We start from the raw sequence: 15,106 nt of genomic DNA, 5'->3' as shown, positions 1-15,106 counted from the left end.
GCCCGCACGCTTTCTCGTGCCGCTCAGTACTGGTCTTCGTAGCGCTTGGCGAGATCTTCGATGTTCTCGGGCGGCCATGCCGGCACTTCCATGCCGAGGTGCAGGCCCATGGAAGCGAGAACTTCCTTGATCTCGTTCAGCGACTTGCGACCGAAGTTCGGGGTCCGGAGCATTTCCGCTTCCGTCTTCTGGATCAGGTCGCCGATGTAGACGATGTTGTCGTTCTTCAGGCAGTTCGCCGAACGGACCGAAAGCTCCAGCTCGTCGACCTTCTTCAGAAGCGCCGGGTTGAACGCCAACTCGGTGACCGACTCTTCTTCGGCTTCCTTCTGCGGCTCGTCGAAGTTGACGAAGACCGACAGCTGGTCCTGAAGAATGCGGGCAGCGAACGCGATCGCGTCCTCACCCGTGACGGAGCCATCGGTCTCGATGGACATCGTCAACTTGTCGTAGTCGAGAACCTGGCCCTCGCGGGTGTTTTCGACCTTGTAGGACACCTTCTTGACCGGCGAGTAGAGGCTGTCGACCGGGATGAGACCGATCGGCGCGTCTTCGGCGCGGTTGCGGTCAGCCGGCACGTAGCCCTTGCCGTTGTTGACGGTGAACTCCATGCGGATCTCGGCGCCCTCGTCGAGCGTGCAGATCACGTGGTCCGGGTTCAGGATCTCGATATCGCCGACCGTCTGGATGTCACCGGCGGTGACGACGCCCGGGCCCTGCTTGCGCACGACCATGCGCTTGGAATCGTCGCCATCCATCTTGATGGCGATTTCCTTGATGTTGAGCACGATGTCGGTCACGTCTTCCCGGACGCCCGGGATCGAGGAGAACTCGTGCAGAACGCCGTCGATCTGCACTGCGGTGACGGCAGCGCCACGCAGCGACGACAGCAGAACGCGGCGAAGCGCGTTGCCGAGGGTCAGACCGAAGCCGCGCTCGAGCGGTTCCGCCACGAGGCTCACCTTCGTGCGGCCCGACGAGGCGAACTCGACCTTGTTCGGCTTGATCAGTTCCTGCCAGTTTTTCTGGATCATATCTTTTGCCTTCCGTTCGCCACCACCATCCAATCGTGGCGGCCGAGCCTTGAAGAGCCGTCGGCGCGAGAAGCGCGCCAGCCGGCATGACGATTGCGAATGATCAGACGCGGCGCTTCTTGCGCGGACGGCAGCCGTTGTGCGGGATCGGCGTGACGTCGCGGATCGAGGTGATCATGAAGCCGGCGGCCTGCAGTGCGCGCAGAGCCGATTCACGACCGGAACCCGGGCCGCAGACTTCGACTTCGAGCGACTTCATGCCGTGCTCCTGAGCCTTCTTGGCGCAGTCTTCAGCAGCGATCTGGGCAGCGAACGGGGTCGACTTGCGCGAACCCTTGAAGCCCTTTGCACCAGCGGACGACCAGGCAATCGCGTTGCCCTGTGCGTCGGTGATGGTGATCATCGTATTGTTGAACGACGAATTGACGTGAGCAACACCGGAGGTGATGTTCTTGCGTTCGCGACGGCGGACGCGTGCGGCTTCCTTGGCCATGGGTATTCCTTTCGTTGATCTCTACACCGCCGTAGTTCCAGCGGCTCCACCGGGTGGGAGCATTCTCGCCCCTGCCCTGATTGTGTTATGTGCACGTCACCTTCGAAGGCTACCGTGCGGCGATATCGTCACTGCCGTAACGCCAGCAGCTCCACCGACCGGGACGACCATGAAAACGGTCACCGCACATGCGGTCCAGGCCCCGTTCGAAACTCAAAAGAGGCCGGCGCAAACGCCAGCCTCCAAATCTCCCATATCGGGAAATTACTTCTTCTTGCCCGCGATGGCCTTCGCCGGACCCTTACGGGTACGGGCGTTGGTGTGCGTGCGCTGGCCACGAACCGGCAGGCCGCGACGGTGACGCAGGCCACGGTAGCAACCAAGGTCCATCAGACGCTTGATGTTCATCGACGTCTCGCGGCGCAGGTCGCCTTCGACCTGGTAGTCGCGGTCGATCGCTTCGCGGATCGACAGCACCTCGGCGTCGGTCAGCTGATGGACGCGACGGTCAGCGGGAATGCCGACCTTCTCGATGATTTCCTGTGCAAACTTCGGACCGATCCCGTGGATGTAGGTCAGCGCGATGACAACGCGCTTTGCAGTCGGGATGTTGACGCCAGCGATACGAGCCACGCCTGTTCTCCTTGCTTCCAGTTGCCATCCGGCAAGTGGGTTTCTTCGTCATGCGACCCTGCGGCCGCGCGTTCAATTTCGAGGTTCGGGACATGTCAAAAGCGACCGCCTCCGGATCTCGTTCTTGTCGAGAAATCCGCGCCGATCGCTAGCTTGTCGCGAGTTGGCGCTCTCTTAAGAGGAATCGGCCGGAAAAGTCAACCCCGGCCGCTCCGAATGACAGATTAATGGCCTTAAGCCAGGATCCTGCCGATCTGTTCCGTCACCACCTTGACGTCGGCCATGCCGTCGACCGTCTTCAGCATTCCGGTCGAGGAATAGTATTCCGACAGCGGCGCCGTCTTCTCGCGGTATTCCGTCAGCCGCCGTTTGAAGGCTTCGGGATTGTCGTCGGAGCGGACGTTACCGCCGGCCGCGATCGTCTCGGCCACGCGGTTCTCCATCCGCTTGACCAGCGCTTCCTCGTCAACCTTGAGCTCGATGACGGCGTCGAGGCGAAGCCCCTTGCCGGCGAGCATCTCATCCAGCGCCCGCGCCTGTGGCACGGTACGCGGATAGCCGTCGAGAATGAAACCGTTGCGACAATCGGGCGAATCGATTCGATCGGACACGATTTCGTTGACGATCGCGTCGGAGACGAGCTGGCCGGCATCCATGACCGCCTTCGCCCGCTTGCCGACGTCCGTCTCAGCGGCGACGGCGGCGCGAAGCATGTCGCCGGTGGAGAGCTGGGGAATACCATGCCTCTCCGTCAGGAGCTTTGCCTGCGTGCCCTTGCCGGCACCCGGCGGCCCCAAGAATATCAGTCTCATCGTCCCCTCTTTCCTCCACGCAGCTTAGACTTCTTGATCAGCCCTTCATATTGCTGGGCAATCAGATGACCCTGAATCTGTGCTACAGTATCAAGGGTCACGCTGACAACAATCAAAAGCGACGTACCACCAAGGTAGAACGGCACGCCGGTCTGCGCGATCAGGATTTCCGGAAGGATGCACACGAATACCAGGTAGATGGCGCCGAGCACCGTGATACGGGTCAGCACGTAATCGATATATTCCGCGGTCCGCTCGCCGGGACGAATGCCCGGAATGAAGCCACCATGCTTCTTCAGATTGTCCGCCGTGTCCTTCGGATTGAAGACGATGGCGGTGTAGAAGAAGGCGAAGAAGGCGATCATCGCGGCGTAGAGCGCCATATAGAGCGGCTGGCCGTGACCAAGCGCAGCAATGATCGTCGTCGCCCAGCCGGGCAGCTCGGTGGTGCTGGAGAAGCCGGCAAGGGTCGCAGGCAGGAGCAGCAGCGACGAAGCGAAGATCGCCGGGATGACGCCGGCTGTGTTGAGCTTCAACGGCAGGTGCGACGTATCGCCCTGGAACATGCGGTTGCCCACCTGGCGCTTCGGATACTGGATCAGCAGGCGGCGCTGGGCGCGCTCGACGAAGACGATCAGCGCGATGACGCCTACGGCCATGACGACGACGGCTGCAATCACGCCGAAAGAGAGCGCGCCGGTGCGGCCGAGTTCGAGCGTTCCGGCCATGGCGGTCGGCAGATGCGCGACGATGCCCGCGAAGATGATCAGCGAGATACCGTTGCCGATGCCGCGCGAGGTGATCTGCTCGCCGAGCCACATCAGGAACATGGTGCCGCCGAGCAGCGAGATCACCGTGGAAATGCGGAAGAACCAGCCCGGATCGACGACGAGCCCCTCCCCGCCTTCAAGACCAACGGCAATGCCATAGGCCTGCAGCGTGCCGAGCAGCACCGTGCCGTAGCGGGTGTACTGATTGATGATCTTGCGGCCCTGCTCGCCCTCCTTCTTCAACTGCTCCAGCGCCGGAACGACCGACGTCATCAGCTGAACGATAATGGAGGCCGAAATATAGGGCATGATGCCGAGCGCGAAGATCGCCATGCGCTCGACCGCACCGCCCGAGAACATGTTGAACAGGCCGAGGATACCGCCGCTCTGGCCCTGGAAGGCGCGGGCGAAGGCGTCGGCGTCCAAGCCGGGAAGCGGAATGTAGGTGCCGAGACGATAGACCAGCAGCGCACCCAGCGTGAACCAGAGGCGCTTCTTGAGATCCTCGGCCTTGGCGAAGGTCGAAAAATTGAGATTGGAGGCGAGTTGTTCCGCTGCCGATGCCATGCGTTTCTCCGCGTAACCATGCCCGGGAAGAGGCCGGAGTGCCGGACCCGGGCTATGGCTGAACCGTTGCAGCGCGCGTTCTCGCGGAAGGCCTTCCGTTCAAAGCGCACGCTCGAAAATTTTCCCCCGGCCTTGCCAGGGCAAAGCAGGCGGCACGGAGGGTAAACCGGGCGAAACCTCGATTGTCAAGCAATCCGACCCCTCGCCCGGTCGAAACTCCCCGGAAACAGGCAGCGGATGTCTCCCCCGCCCCTGCCGAATTCCTTAAAGCCCATCGGATCTAAGGAATTGGGCAGCGCTCTCCCAAACCATAGCGCGACCATTTGCCCCCTCGGGACAGGCTCACATATGGGAGCGAAAACGCCCGGAGTGAAGCACCCCGGGCGCAGAAAATCCGAATGGATTATTCGGCAGCAGCCGAAAGCAGCTTGATGCTGCCGCCAGCCTTTTCGATCTTCTCGATGGCAGCCTTGGAAGCGCCAGCGACTTCGATCGTCAGCTTGGCATTCAGCTCGCCGTCGGCGAGGATGCGAACGCCATCCTTCGGGCGACGGATGACGCCGGCAGCCTTCAGGGCAGCAGCATCGACGGTCGCCTTCGGGTCGAGCTTCTTGGCATCGATCGCGGTCTGCAGGCGCGCCAGCGAAACGGTGACGAACTCAGATGCGAAGATGTTGTTGAAGCCGCGCTTCGGCAGGCGACGATAGATCGGCATCTGGCCGCCCTCGAAGCCGTTGATCGCAACGCCCGAACGAGCCTTCTGACCCTTGACACCGCGGCCGCCGGTCTTGCCCGAGCCGGAACCGATACCGCGGCCGACGCGCTTGCGGTTCTGGGTAGAACCTTCGTTGTCCTTGATTTCGTTCAGTTTCATGATCTTATCCCCCTCACTTCTCGTCGACGACGCGAACGAGGTGCTGGACGGCACGGATCATGCCACGAACGGAAGGCGTATCTTCCAGCGTGCTGACCCGGTGCATCTTGTTGAGACCGAGGCCGATCAGCGTCTGGCGCTGAATGGCCGGGCGGCGGATCGGCGAACCGATCTGCTCGACGGAGACCGTCTTCTTTGCAGCTTCTTTCTTAGCCATTGGTCAAGCTCCCTTATTCTTCGGAAGCGACGCCGGCGGAAGCGCGGCGGGCCTGCAGCGTTGCATACTTCAGGCCACGCTGTGAAGCGATGTCCTTCGGATGCATCTGGCTCTTCAGCGCGTCAAACGTCGCACGGATCATGTTGTAGGGGTTCGACGAACCGGTCGACTTGGCGACGACATCGTGGATGCCGAGCGTTTCGAAGACGGCACGCATAGGGCCACCGGCGATGATACCGGTACCGGCCTTGGCCGAACGCAGGAGAACCTTGCCGGCGCCGTGGCGACCCTGCACATCGTGGTGCAGCGTGCGGCCCGAACGCAGCGGAACGAAGATCAGTTCGCGCTTGGCAGCTTCGGTAGCCTTGCGGATGGCTTCCGGAACTTCACGGGCCTTACCGTGACCGAAGCCAACGCGGCCCTTCTGGTCACCAACGACGACGAGGGCTGCAAAGCCGAAACGACGGCCGCCCTTCACCACCTTGGCGACGCGGTTGATTGCTACGAGCTTGTCGACAAATTCGCTGTCGCGCTCTTCGCGGTTCTGGCGGTCTTCACGACCGCGTCTTTCCTGTGCCATTGTCCTTTTCCTTTTTCTTTTCCGGGTGCAATCGGCAGATTGACAAAAGTCGCCTGCCCTGTTTCGGGCAAGCGACCGATACCCACTGACCGAAGATGGCGGGCGTAAAGCCCGCCAGGATCGATCAGAAGCTCAGGCCACCTTCACGGGCAGCTTCGGCAAGAGCCTTGATGCGGCCGTGATAGATGAAGGCGCCGCGGTCAAATACCACTTCCTTGACGCCTGCCTTGGTGGCGCGCTCAGCAATGAGCTTGCCGACGGCAGCAGCAGCTGCCGTGTCGGCGCCCGTCTTCAGCGACGAGCGCAGATCGGTGTCGAGCGTGGAGGCGGACGCAAGCGTCTTGCCGGCCACGTCGTCGATGACCTGTACGTAGATGTTCTTCGACGAGCGATGAACCGACAGGCGCGGACGGCCGTTGGCGACCGCCTTGATGGAACGGCGCACGCGGTTGGCGCGGCGCACGAGAGCTTCTTTCCTGCTAGCCATTTCGCGTGATCCTTACTTCTTCTTGCCTTCTTTGCGGACAATCCGCTCTTCGGCATACTTGACGCCCTTGCCCTTGTAGGGCTCGGGGCCACGGTATTCGCGGATCTCCGCAGCGACCTGGCCGACCTGCTGCTTGTTGATACCGCTGACGATGATTTCCGTCGGCTTCGGAACAGCGATGCTGATACCGACCGGCGGCTCATAGACCACGTCATGGCTGAAGCCGAGCGCCAGCTGCAGGTTCTTGCCCTGGAGCGAGGCACGGTAACCGACGCCGTTGATTTCGAGCTTGCGCTCGTAACCGTCCTTGACGCCCTTGAAGATGTTCTCGACCATCGTGCGGGACATGCCCCACTTGGAGCGAGCATCCTTGCTAGCGTTGATCGGCTGAACAACAACGGCGTTGTCTTCCAGCTTTACCGAAACTTCGTCATTGGCGACGAAGAACAGTTCGCCCTTGGGGCCCTTTGCGGTGACCTTCTGACCATCGACGGTCGCGGTGACACCAGCGGGAACCGGAACGGGCTTCTTACCGATACGAGACATTGTTTTATCCTGTCTGTTCGTTATGGAGATCCCTGCCCTGCCTTAGAAGACAGAGCAAAGAATCTCGCCACCAACGTTCTGTTCGCGTGCCTGGTGATCGGCCATCACGCCCTTCGGGGTCGAAAGGATGGTGATGCCGAGGCCGTTCGCGACCTGCGGAATGGACTTGACCGAGACATAAACCCGGCGGCCCGGCTTGGAGACGCGGTCGATCTTGCGGATCACGGACGCGCCTTCGTAGTACTTCAGTTCGATGTTCAGCTCGGCCTTGCCGTTGTCGAATTCGACTTCGGAGTATCCGCGGATGTAGCCCTCAGCCTGAAGGACGTCCAGAACGCGGGCGCGCAGCTTGGAAGCCGGCGTGGAAACGCTCGACTTGCGGCGTGCGGCGCCGTTGCGGATACGGGTGAGCATATCGCCCAAAGGATCAGTCATTGCCATGTACCCGTCTCCTTACCAGCTCGACTTGACGATACCCGGCACCTTGCCGAGATTGCCCAGTTCGCGAAGCGCGATACGCGACATCTTGAGTTTGCGATAGAATGCGCGCGGACGGCCCGTGACTTCGCAACGGTTGCGAATGCGGGTCTTGGAGCCATTGCGCGGCAGGGCGGCAAGCTTCAGGGTGGCCTTGAACCGGTCTTCGATCGGCAGAGACTGGTTCTGGATGATCGCCTTCAGGGCCGCACGCTTCGCGGCATGATTGGCAACCAGTTTGCGGCGGCGCTTGTTCTTCTCGACTGCGCTCGTTTTCGCCATAACAGTTATCCTTCTTTACGCTTGTCGTTACGGATTACTGGCGGAACGGGAAGTTGAGCTCTTTCAGGAGAGCGCGAGCTTCGTCGTCCGTCGTGGCCGTCGTGCAAACGATGATGTCCATGCCCCACATCTGATCAACCTTGTCGTAGTTGATTTCAGGGAACACAATGTGCTCCTTGATACCCATGGCGAAGTTGCCACGGCCATCGAAGGACTTCGGGTTCAGACCACGGAAGTCGCGTACGCGGGGCAGCGCGATGTTCACGAGGCGATCCAGAAATTCGTACATGCGAACGCCGCGAAGGGTGACCTTGGCGCCGATCGGCATGCCTTCGCGGAGCTTGAAGCCCGCGATGGAATTGCGGGCACGGGTGATCACCGGCTTCTGGCCGGCAATCGCCGCCAGGTCGGCCGCAGCAACCGAAGGCTTCTTCGAGTCGCCCGTCGATTCACCGACGCCCATGTTGATGACGATCTTCTCCAGGCGCGGGATCTGCATCTCGTTGGCGTACGAGAACTGCTCCCTCAGCGCCGCACGGATGCGCTCGACATAATCCTTCTTGAGCCGCGGCTCATACTTGGTGTCAGCCATCGATCGACACTCCCGAACGCTTTGCCACACGAACCTTCTTGTCGCCTTCGATCTTGAAGCCGACGCGGGTCGGCTTGCCGTCCTTCGGGTCGGCGATCGCGATGTTGGACAGGTGGATCGAGGCTTCCTTGCTGATGATGCCGGCTTCCTGCGACTGGGTCTGGCGCTGGTGGCGCTTGACCACGTTGACACCACGCACGATCGCGCGATCTTCCTTCGGCATGACCTGAACGACTTCACCGGTACGGCCCTTGTCCTTACCGGTCAAAACGACGACTTTGTCGCCCTTGCGAATCTTCTGCATTGCCATCGCTCCCTTAGAGTACTTCCGGAGCCAGCGAGATGATCTTCATGTGGTTCTTGGCGCGCAGCTCGCGCGGAACCGGTCCGAAGATACGGGTGCCGATGGGCTCTTTCTTGTTGTCGATCAGGACGGCCGCGTTGTTATCAAAACGAATAACGCTACCATCTGCACGGCGGATGTCCTTGGCGGTACGAACGACCACCGCCTTCATCACGTCGCCCTTCTTCACGCGGCCGCGCGGAATAGCTTCCTTGATCGAGACGACGATGATGTCGCCGACAGAAGCGTACTTGCGCTTGGAGCCGCCCAGCACCTTGATGCACATGACACGACGTGCGCCGGAATTATCCGCGACGTCGAGGTTAGTCTGCATCTGAATCATGTCAGGTCGCCTTCTTGTTGTAACCGGACCGGTTGGGCAGGATAGCCCCCTGTTCCAGCTTATGAGAATCTATGTTTTTCGCGCGGGATGGGTCTTGCCAAGGTGGTTTCCTCGTCGGTTCCGCCTGGCGAAACCCGGGACCTTCCATGCGCTCAAAGCAAAAGAACGCCCGATTCCGAGCGTCCTTGCGCTGCTTCATACAGGATTTCGCGCAAAGGGCAACCCCTTGCGCGAAAAGTGCATGAATTAAGCCTGGGCGGAAACGACCGTCCAGCGCTTGTCCTTGGAGATCGGGGCGCATTCCTGGATGGAAACGACGTCGCCGATCTTGAACTGGTTGCTTTCGTCATGTGCCTTGTACTTCTTCGAGCGACGAACGGTCTTCTGAAGAAGCGGGTGTGCAAAGCGGCGCTCGACGCGAACGACAACAGTCTTGTCGTTCTTGTCGCTGACTACAGTGCCCTGCAGAATGCGTTTCGGCATTTTTCTTGGTCCTTAGGCCTTGGCTTCTGCCGCCTTCTGGCGGGCAATGGTTTTCACGCGGGCGATGTCCTTGCGGACTTCGTTGATACGCGAGGACTTTTCGAGCTGGCCGGTCGCCTTCTGGAAGCGCAGGTTGAACTGCTCTTTCTTCAGCTTTGCGAGCTCGTCATTAAGCTGGTCGGCGCTAAGTGCGCGAACATCTACGGCTTTCATGGCTCAATCCTTACTCTGCAATGCGCTGAACGAAGCGCGTCTTGACCGAGAGCTTGGCCGAACCCAGACGAAGAGCTTCGCGAGCGATCTCTTCGCTGACGCCGTCGATCTCGAACATCATACGGCCGGGCTTCACCTTGGCTGCCCAGTATTCGACCGAACCCTTGCCCTTACCCATGCGAACTTCGGTCGGCTTGGCGGTTACCGGGGTGTCCGGGAACACGCGGATCCAGACGCGACCCGCACGCTTCATGTAGCGGGTGATCGCGCGGCGGGCCGCTTCGATCTCGCGTGCGTTGACGCGGTTGGGTTCCTGAGCCTTCAAGCCGAACTCGCCGAATGCGAGGTCCGAGCCGCCCTTGGCGACGCCCTTGATGCGGCCCTTGAACTGCTTGCGGTACTTAGTACGCTTTGGCTGCAACATTTTTCTATTCTCCGATCTGCTCGCCTAAAGCGAATTAAGCGTTTTCACGGCGACGGCGTTCGCCCTGGCCTGCGCCCTGGGCATCACCTTCGGTCGCGCGGCGCTCGGAGGCCATCGGATCGTGTTCAAGGATTTCGCCCTTGAAGATCCAGACCTTGATGCCGCAAATACCGAAAGCGGTTTCCGCTTCTGCCGTACCATAGTCGATGTCCGCACGCAGCGTGTGCAGCGGAACGCGGCCTTCACGGTACCATTCGGTACGCGCGATTTCCGCGCCACCCAGACGGCCGGCGCAGGTGATCTTGATGCCTTCGGCGCCAAGACGCATGGCCGACTGAACAGCGCGCTTCATCGCACGGCGGAAAGCCACGCGGCGCTCGAGTTGCTGGGCGATCGACTGGGCAACCAGCGTCGCGTCGGTCTCGGGCTTGCGCACTTCAACGATGTTGAGGTGCGTTTCCGAATTGGTCATCTCGGAAAGCTTCTTGCGCAGCTTCTCGATGTCCGCACCCTTCTTGCCGATGATCAGACCCGGGCGAGCCGAGTGGATCGTGACGCGGCACTTCTTGTGCGGGCGCTCGATGACAACCTTGGAAATGCCGGCCTGCTTCAGTTCCGTCATCAGATACTTGCGGATCTTCAGGTCTTCGTGAAGGAGCTGGCCGTATTCGGCGTTGTCGGCGAACCAGCGGCTATCCCAGGTACGGTTGATGCCGAGGCGGAAGCCGATCGGATTGATTTTCTGACCCATTATGCGGCCTCCCCTTTGGCTTCGACTTCGCGGACGACAATCGTCAGGTGCGCGAAGGGCTTCTCGATGCGCGATGCGCGACCGCGGCCACGGGCGTGGAAGCGCTTCATGACGATCGACTTGCCGACGAAAGCCTCAGCGACGACGAGCGAGTCGACGTCGAGATCGTGGTTGTTTTCGGCGTTTGCGATTGCCGATTCCAGCGTCTTCCTGACGGTGCCGGCAATGCGCTTGCGGGAAAATTCGAGTTCGGCCAGAGCGCGGTCGACCTTCTTGCCGCGGATCATCGCGGCAACCAGGTTGAGCTTCTGGGGGCTGACGCGGATCGTGCGCGCAACTGCTTGCGCCTCGTTATCCTTCAGCCGACGTTCGGCTTTTGCCTTGCCCATCGTTACTTCCTCTTCGCCTTCTTGTCCGCACCGTGACCGTAGTAGGTCCGGGTCGGAGAGAATTCACCGAACTTGTGTCCGACCATGTCTTCGTTGACGCTGACCGGGACGTGCTTGCTGCCGTTGTAGACGCCGAAGGTGAGACCGACGAACTGCGGCAGGATCGTGGAGCGACGGCTCCAGATCTTGATCACTTCGTTGCGGCCGCCTTCACGAACCTTCTCAGCCTTCTTGAGAAGATAGCCGTCAACAAACGGGCCTTTCCATACTGAACGAGCCATTCCTGACTACCTCTCTTACTTCTTCTTCAAGTGGCGCGAGCGCATAATGAACTTGTCGGTCGACTTGTTCGACCGGGTCCGCTTGCCCTTGGTGGGCTTGCCCCACGGGGAAACCGGGTGACGACCACCAGACGTGCGGCCTTCACCACCGCCGTGCGGATGGTCGACCGGGTTCATGACGACACCGCGGTTATGCGGGGTCTTGCCGCGCCAACGAGTACGACCGGCCTTGCCGTCGTTGATGTTGCCGTGATCCGGGTTGGAAACCGCGCCGATCGAAGCCAGGCAGGAGCCGTGCACAAGGCGCTGCTCGCCCGAGTTCAGGCGGAGGATCGCCATGCCCTGGTCGCGGCCGACGAGCTGCACGAAGGTGCCTGCCGAACGGGCGATCTGGCCGCCCTTGCCCGGCTTCATCTCGACGTTGTGAACGATCGAGCCAACCGGGATGTACTGCAGGGGCATGGTGTTGCCCGGCTTGACGTCGACAGCCTTGTCCGAAGCGATGACCTTGTCGCCGGCAGCGAGGCGCTGCGGAGCGAGAATGTAGGCCTGTTCGCCATCGGCATAGTTGACGAGCGCGATGAACGCGGTGCGGTTCGGGTCGTACTCCAGACGCTCGACGGTGCCTTCGACGTCGAACTTGCGACGCTTGAAGTCAACCAGACGGTAGGTGCGCTTGTGACCGCCACCGATAAAGCGGGCCGTGATACGACCGAGGTTGTTACGGCCACCGCTCTTGGAGAGACCTTCGGTCAGCGCCTTGACCGGCTTGCCCTTGTAAAGGCCCGAACGGTCGACGATGACCAGCTGACGCTGGCTCGGGGTGGTCGGATTGAAACTTTTCAATGCCATTTTCTTATGTCCTCTTTAGCCGACTGCCCGATTAGAGCCCGGTGGAGACGTCGATCGACTGGCCGTCAGCAAGCGTGACGACAGCCTTCTTGACATCTCCCTGCCGGCCGGAGAAGCCGCGGAAACGCTTGACTTTGCCCTTGCGGACGAGCGTGTTCACAGCCGTGACCTTGACGCCGAAGAGCGCTTCGACTGCAGCCTTGATCTCAGGCTTGGAAGCGGTCTTGGCAACGTTGAAGACGACCTGGTTATGCTCGGATACCAGCGTCGACTTTTCGGTAATCGAAGGAGATACGATCACATCGTAGTGGCGAAGATCCGTCATTTGAACCGCTCCTCGAGGGCTTCTACCGCAGCCTTGGAAAGCACGAGCTTGCCGCGACGCAGGATGTCGTACACGTTGATGCCCTGGATCGGCAGAACGTCCACGTTCGGGATGTTCTGGGCTGCGAGCTTGAAGTTGTTGTCGAGCTCAGCGCCGCCGATGAAGAGGGCGTTGGTCAGGCCGAGGCTGGCGAACGAGCCGGCCAGCGCCTTGGTCTTGGCTTCGTTGGCAACGAGATCATCAACGATGATGACGTCTTCTGCCTTCAGCTTGGCCGAGAGGGCGTGACGCAGGCCGAGGGCGCGAACCTTCTTCGGAAGGTCGTGAGCATGGCTGCGAACGACCGGGCCGTGGGCCTTGCCGCCGCCGCGGAACTGCGGAGCGCGAGCCGAATGGTGACGAGCGCGGCCCGTACCCTTCTGCTTGTACATCTTGGCGCCAGTGCGCGAAACTTCCGCGCGGCCCTTGGACTTGTGCGTGCCCTGCTGCTTCTTGGCGAGCTGCCAGCGAACGACGCGGGCGATGATGTCCTCGCGCGGCTCGAGGCCGAAGATCGCGTCGGAGAGGGAAACCTTGCCGGCGTCCTTCCCTTCGAGGGTCGTGACTTTGAGATCCATAACCAGGCTCCCTTACTTAGCTGCAGCGCGGACAGCGGCAGGACGCGGAGCGTCGGCCGGCGTGCCGGACTTGATGGCATCGCGAACGACGATCCAGGCACCCTTGGAGCCCGGTACTGCGCCCTTGACGAGGATCAGACCACGGTCCTCATCGGTCGAAACGACCTCGAGGTTCTGGGTGGTGACGCGCGTCTGGCCCATGTGACCAGCCATGCGCTTGCCCTTCCAGACGCGGCCCGGATCCTGGTTGGAGCCGGTCGAACCATGCGAGCGGTGCGAGACGGACACGCCGTGCGTGGCGCGCAGACCGCCGAAGTTGTGACGCTTGATCGCGCCGGCAAAGCCCTTACCGATCGTCGTGCCCGTCACGTCGACCAGCTGGCCGGCGAGGAAGTGGCTGGCGGAAAGCTCCGCGCCGATTTCGATAAGGTTGTCGGCGGAAACGCGGAACTCGACGAGCTTCGCCTTCGGCTCGACGCTGGCGGCAGCGAACTGACCGCGGAGCGCCTTCGACGTGTTCTTAACCTTCGAGCGGCCCGCACCGAGCTGTACTGCGGTGTAGCCGTTCTTGTCTTCCGTGCGATGAGCGACGACCTGGCAGCCGTCCAATCGCAAAACCGTTACGGGAACGTGCTCTCCTGCGTCGTTGTAGACGCGAGTCATTCCCACTTTCTGTGCAATCACACCTGAACGCATGGTTCATTCCTCTTAGAAGTCCTGTGGGGGCAACGCCCCTACACGCCTCTTGTTTAAGGATTCCGCGGAGGCCATCCGACCTTCGGGTTTCCCGTTCCTAGAAGCCGTTGGCGTTACCGCCACGTACCTTCCTTGTTATTCGGCTTGCGCCGGACTTTCACAAAGTCCTGATTAGAGCTTGATCTCTACGTCGACGCCGGCGGCGAGATCGAGCTTCATCAGGGCGTCAACCGTCTGAGGGGTCGGGTCGACGATATCGAGAAGACGCTTGTGAGTGCGCATCTCGAACTGTTCGCGGCTTTTCTTGTCGATGTGAGGCGACCGGTTGACCGTGAATTTCTCAATACGTGTCGGGAGCGGCACGGGACCGCGGACACTGGCACCGGTACGCTTGGCCGTCGACACGATTTCGCGCGTGGAGGCATCGAGGATCCGGTGATCAAACGCCTTGAGGCGAATGCGGATGTTCTGGCCGTTCATACGACTTGTCCTTGTTCTTGCTTATCGCGGCTCCCCTTAGGGAACACGCATTGAACTTCGTTTAATCTTCAGCCAGTCCGCTAACTTTTCAAAGATCGGAGGGACAGGGTTTCCCCTGCCCCTTCCTATTTGAGCGGCCAAGGCTGGCCTTATTCCTGGCGATCGCACCGGACGAAGCACGGTGCAAATCACGCTTGCGCGCCATTTGCACTATTTTCGCGTCGTCGGCAAGCGGTGCGACCGACTAATTCTTTCGTAGCGGCTATGCCAGGACCGCATAACACTGCGATCCCGGTTGCCCGCTGTCGTGCCGTCGACTACTCGACGATCGAGGCGACGATGCCGGCGCCGCGTGCAGATCGCGCTTGCGCGCCATCTGCACCACTTATCAACCGTCGGCAGCTTTCGGCCTCGTCGCTCGTCGATTACTCGACGATCGAGGCGACGATGCCGGCGCCGACGGTGCGGCCGCCTTCGCGGATCGCGAAGCGCAGCTTTTCTTCCATCGCGATCGGAACGATCAGCTCGACGTCAACCGTGACGTT

27 protein-coding genes are annotated in these 15,106 nt (G+C 60.9%); all 27 read right to left on the bottom strand.

What is annotated here, in order from left to right:
* Nucleotides 1-23: 23 nt before the first annotated feature.
* Nucleotides 24-1,034, bottom strand: a complete 1,011-nt coding sequence (locus tag HV823_RS22440) for a DNA-directed RNA polymerase subunit alpha (RefSeq protein WP_097142088.1) — start codon at nt 1,032-1,034, stop codon at nt 24-26.
* Between the two features lie 103 nt (nt 1,035-1,137).
* Complete coding sequence (rpsK, locus tag HV823_RS22435) at nt 1,138-1,527, bottom strand: 30S ribosomal protein S11 (RefSeq protein WP_023513823.1); 390 nt, start codon at nt 1,525-1,527, stop codon at nt 1,138-1,140.
* Between the two features lie 264 nt (nt 1,528-1,791).
* Complete coding sequence (rpsM, locus tag HV823_RS22430; RefSeq protein WP_176951910.1) at nt 1,792-2,160, bottom strand: 30S ribosomal protein S13; 369 nt, start codon at nt 2,158-2,160, stop codon at nt 1,792-1,794.
* Between the two features lie 233 nt (nt 2,161-2,393).
* Nucleotides 2,394-2,972, bottom strand: a complete 579-nt coding sequence (locus HV823_RS22425) for an adenylate kinase (protein ID WP_176951909.1) — start codon at nt 2,970-2,972, stop codon at nt 2,394-2,396.
* Nucleotides 2,969-4,309, bottom strand: a complete 1,341-nt coding sequence (gene secY, locus HV823_RS22420; RefSeq protein ID WP_176951908.1) for a preprotein translocase subunit SecY — start codon at nt 4,307-4,309, stop codon at nt 2,969-2,971. The genes HV823_RS22425 and secY overlap by 4 nt, the downstream gene beginning before the upstream one ends.
* A gap of 403 nt (nt 4,310-4,712) precedes the next feature.
* Nucleotides 4,713-5,183 carry a 50S ribosomal protein L15 gene (rplO, locus tag HV823_RS22415; protein ID WP_176951907.1) on the bottom strand — a complete coding sequence of 157 codons (471 nt, stop codon included), beginning with the start codon at nt 5,181-5,183 and terminating at the stop codon, nt 4,713-4,715.
* Between the two features lie 13 nt (nt 5,184-5,196).
* Nucleotides 5,197-5,400 carry a 50S ribosomal protein L30 gene (rpmD, locus tag HV823_RS22410; protein ID WP_097142083.1) on the bottom strand — a complete coding sequence of 68 codons (204 nt, stop codon included), beginning with the start codon at nt 5,398-5,400 and terminating at the stop codon, nt 5,197-5,199.
* A 13-nt stretch (nt 5,401-5,413) separates the two neighbouring features.
* On the bottom strand, nt 5,414-5,980 hold the full coding sequence (rpsE, locus tag HV823_RS22405; protein WP_176951906.1) for a 30S ribosomal protein S5: 567 nt from the start codon (nt 5,978-5,980) through the stop codon (nt 5,414-5,416).
* Between the two features lie 124 nt (nt 5,981-6,104).
* Nucleotides 6,105-6,467, bottom strand: a complete 363-nt coding sequence (gene rplR, locus HV823_RS22400) for a 50S ribosomal protein L18 (protein WP_097142081.1) — start codon at nt 6,465-6,467, stop codon at nt 6,105-6,107.
* 12 nt (nt 6,468-6,479) lie between these two features.
* Entirely contained in the window at nt 6,480-7,013 is a 534-nt protein-coding gene (gene rplF, locus HV823_RS22395) for a 50S ribosomal protein L6 (RefSeq protein WP_097142080.1), read from the bottom strand.
* A 42-nt stretch (nt 7,014-7,055) separates the two neighbouring features.
* The gene (gene rpsH, locus HV823_RS22390) at nt 7,056-7,454 is read right to left on the bottom strand and encodes a 30S ribosomal protein S8 (RefSeq protein WP_097142079.1); all 399 of its coding nucleotides are present in this window, start codon (nt 7,452-7,454) and stop codon (nt 7,056-7,058) included.
* 12 nt (nt 7,455-7,466) lie between these two features.
* Nucleotides 7,467-7,772 (bottom strand): 30S ribosomal protein S14, encoded by a 306-nt coding sequence (rpsN, locus tag HV823_RS22385; protein WP_097142078.1) that lies wholly within the window; start codon nt 7,770-7,772, stop codon nt 7,467-7,469.
* A 34-nt stretch (nt 7,773-7,806) separates the two neighbouring features.
* Entirely contained in the window at nt 7,807-8,364 is a 558-nt protein-coding gene (gene rplE / locus HV823_RS22380) for a 50S ribosomal protein L5 (protein ID WP_176951905.1), read from the bottom strand.
* The gene (gene rplX, locus HV823_RS22375; protein ID WP_097142205.1) at nt 8,357-8,668 is read right to left on the bottom strand and encodes a 50S ribosomal protein L24; all 312 of its coding nucleotides are present in this window, start codon (nt 8,666-8,668) and stop codon (nt 8,357-8,359) included. Before rplX ends, rplE begins: the two co-directional genes overlap by 8 nt.
* 13 nt (nt 8,669-8,681) lie before the next feature.
* On the bottom strand, nt 8,682-9,050 hold the full coding sequence (gene rplN, locus HV823_RS22370; protein WP_003495199.1) for a 50S ribosomal protein L14: 369 nt from the start codon (nt 9,048-9,050) through the stop codon (nt 8,682-8,684).
* Nucleotides 9,051-9,296: 246 nt separating this feature from the next.
* Complete coding sequence (gene rpsQ, locus HV823_RS22365; protein ID WP_176951904.1) at nt 9,297-9,533, bottom strand: 30S ribosomal protein S17; 237 nt, start codon at nt 9,531-9,533, stop codon at nt 9,297-9,299.
* A gap of 12 nt (nt 9,534-9,545) precedes the next feature.
* Nucleotides 9,546-9,746 (bottom strand): 50S ribosomal protein L29, encoded by a 201-nt coding sequence (rpmC, locus tag HV823_RS22360; protein ID WP_097142075.1) that lies wholly within the window; start codon nt 9,744-9,746, stop codon nt 9,546-9,548.
* 10 nt (nt 9,747-9,756) lie between these two features.
* Entirely contained in the window at nt 9,757-10,170 is a 414-nt protein-coding gene (rplP, locus tag HV823_RS22355) for a 50S ribosomal protein L16 (RefSeq protein ID WP_097142074.1), read from the bottom strand.
* A 34-nt stretch (nt 10,171-10,204) separates the two neighbouring features.
* The gene (gene rpsC, locus HV823_RS22350) at nt 10,205-10,921 is read right to left on the bottom strand and encodes a 30S ribosomal protein S3 (protein WP_176951903.1); all 717 of its coding nucleotides are present in this window, start codon (nt 10,919-10,921) and stop codon (nt 10,205-10,207) included.
* Nucleotides 10,921-11,310, bottom strand: coding sequence for a 50S ribosomal protein L22 (rplV, locus tag HV823_RS22345; RefSeq protein ID WP_097142072.1), 390 nt, complete (start codon nt 11,308-11,310; stop codon nt 10,921-10,923). Before rplV ends, rpsC begins: the two co-directional genes overlap by 1 nt.
* 2 nt (nt 11,311-11,312) lie before the next feature.
* Complete coding sequence (gene rpsS / locus HV823_RS22340) at nt 11,313-11,591, bottom strand: 30S ribosomal protein S19 (protein ID WP_075627127.1); 279 nt, start codon at nt 11,589-11,591, stop codon at nt 11,313-11,315.
* Nucleotides 11,592-11,606: 15 nt separating this feature from the next.
* On the bottom strand, nt 11,607-12,443 hold the full coding sequence (gene rplB, locus HV823_RS22335; protein ID WP_112599131.1) for a 50S ribosomal protein L2: 837 nt from the start codon (nt 12,441-12,443) through the stop codon (nt 11,607-11,609).
* 31 nt (nt 12,444-12,474) lie between these two features.
* Nucleotides 12,475-12,768, bottom strand: a complete 294-nt coding sequence (locus HV823_RS22330; protein WP_176951902.1) for a 50S ribosomal protein L23 — start codon at nt 12,766-12,768, stop codon at nt 12,475-12,477.
* A complete protein-coding gene (rplD, locus tag HV823_RS22325; RefSeq protein WP_176951901.1) occupies nt 12,765-13,385 on the bottom strand; it encodes a 50S ribosomal protein L4 in 621 nt (206 codons plus the stop codon). Before rplD ends, HV823_RS22330 begins: the two co-directional genes overlap by 4 nt.
* 12 nt (nt 13,386-13,397) lie before the next feature.
* Complete coding sequence (rplC, locus tag HV823_RS22320) at nt 13,398-14,081, bottom strand: 50S ribosomal protein L3 (RefSeq protein ID WP_176951900.1); 684 nt, start codon at nt 14,079-14,081, stop codon at nt 13,398-13,400.
* 171 nt (nt 14,082-14,252) lie between these two features.
* The gene (rpsJ, locus tag HV823_RS22315) at nt 14,253-14,561 is read right to left on the bottom strand and encodes a 30S ribosomal protein S10 (RefSeq protein WP_003547547.1); all 309 of its coding nucleotides are present in this window, start codon (nt 14,559-14,561) and stop codon (nt 14,253-14,255) included.
* 425 nt (nt 14,562-14,986) lie between these two features.
* Nucleotides 14,987-15,106 (bottom strand): EF-Tu C-terminal domain-related protein (locus HV823_RS22310; protein ID WP_149343352.1); only part of this gene is annotated, 120 nt, incomplete at its 5' end.

Origin of the sequence: Mycoplana rhizolycopersici (assembly GCF_013378445.1) — a bacterium.
GTDB lineage: Bacteria > Pseudomonadota > Alphaproteobacteria > Rhizobiales > Rhizobiaceae > Mycoplana > Mycoplana rhizolycopersici.
The sequence above is the reverse complement of the archived record's forward strand: the minus strand, read 5'-3'. Positions and strand labels throughout refer to the sequence as shown.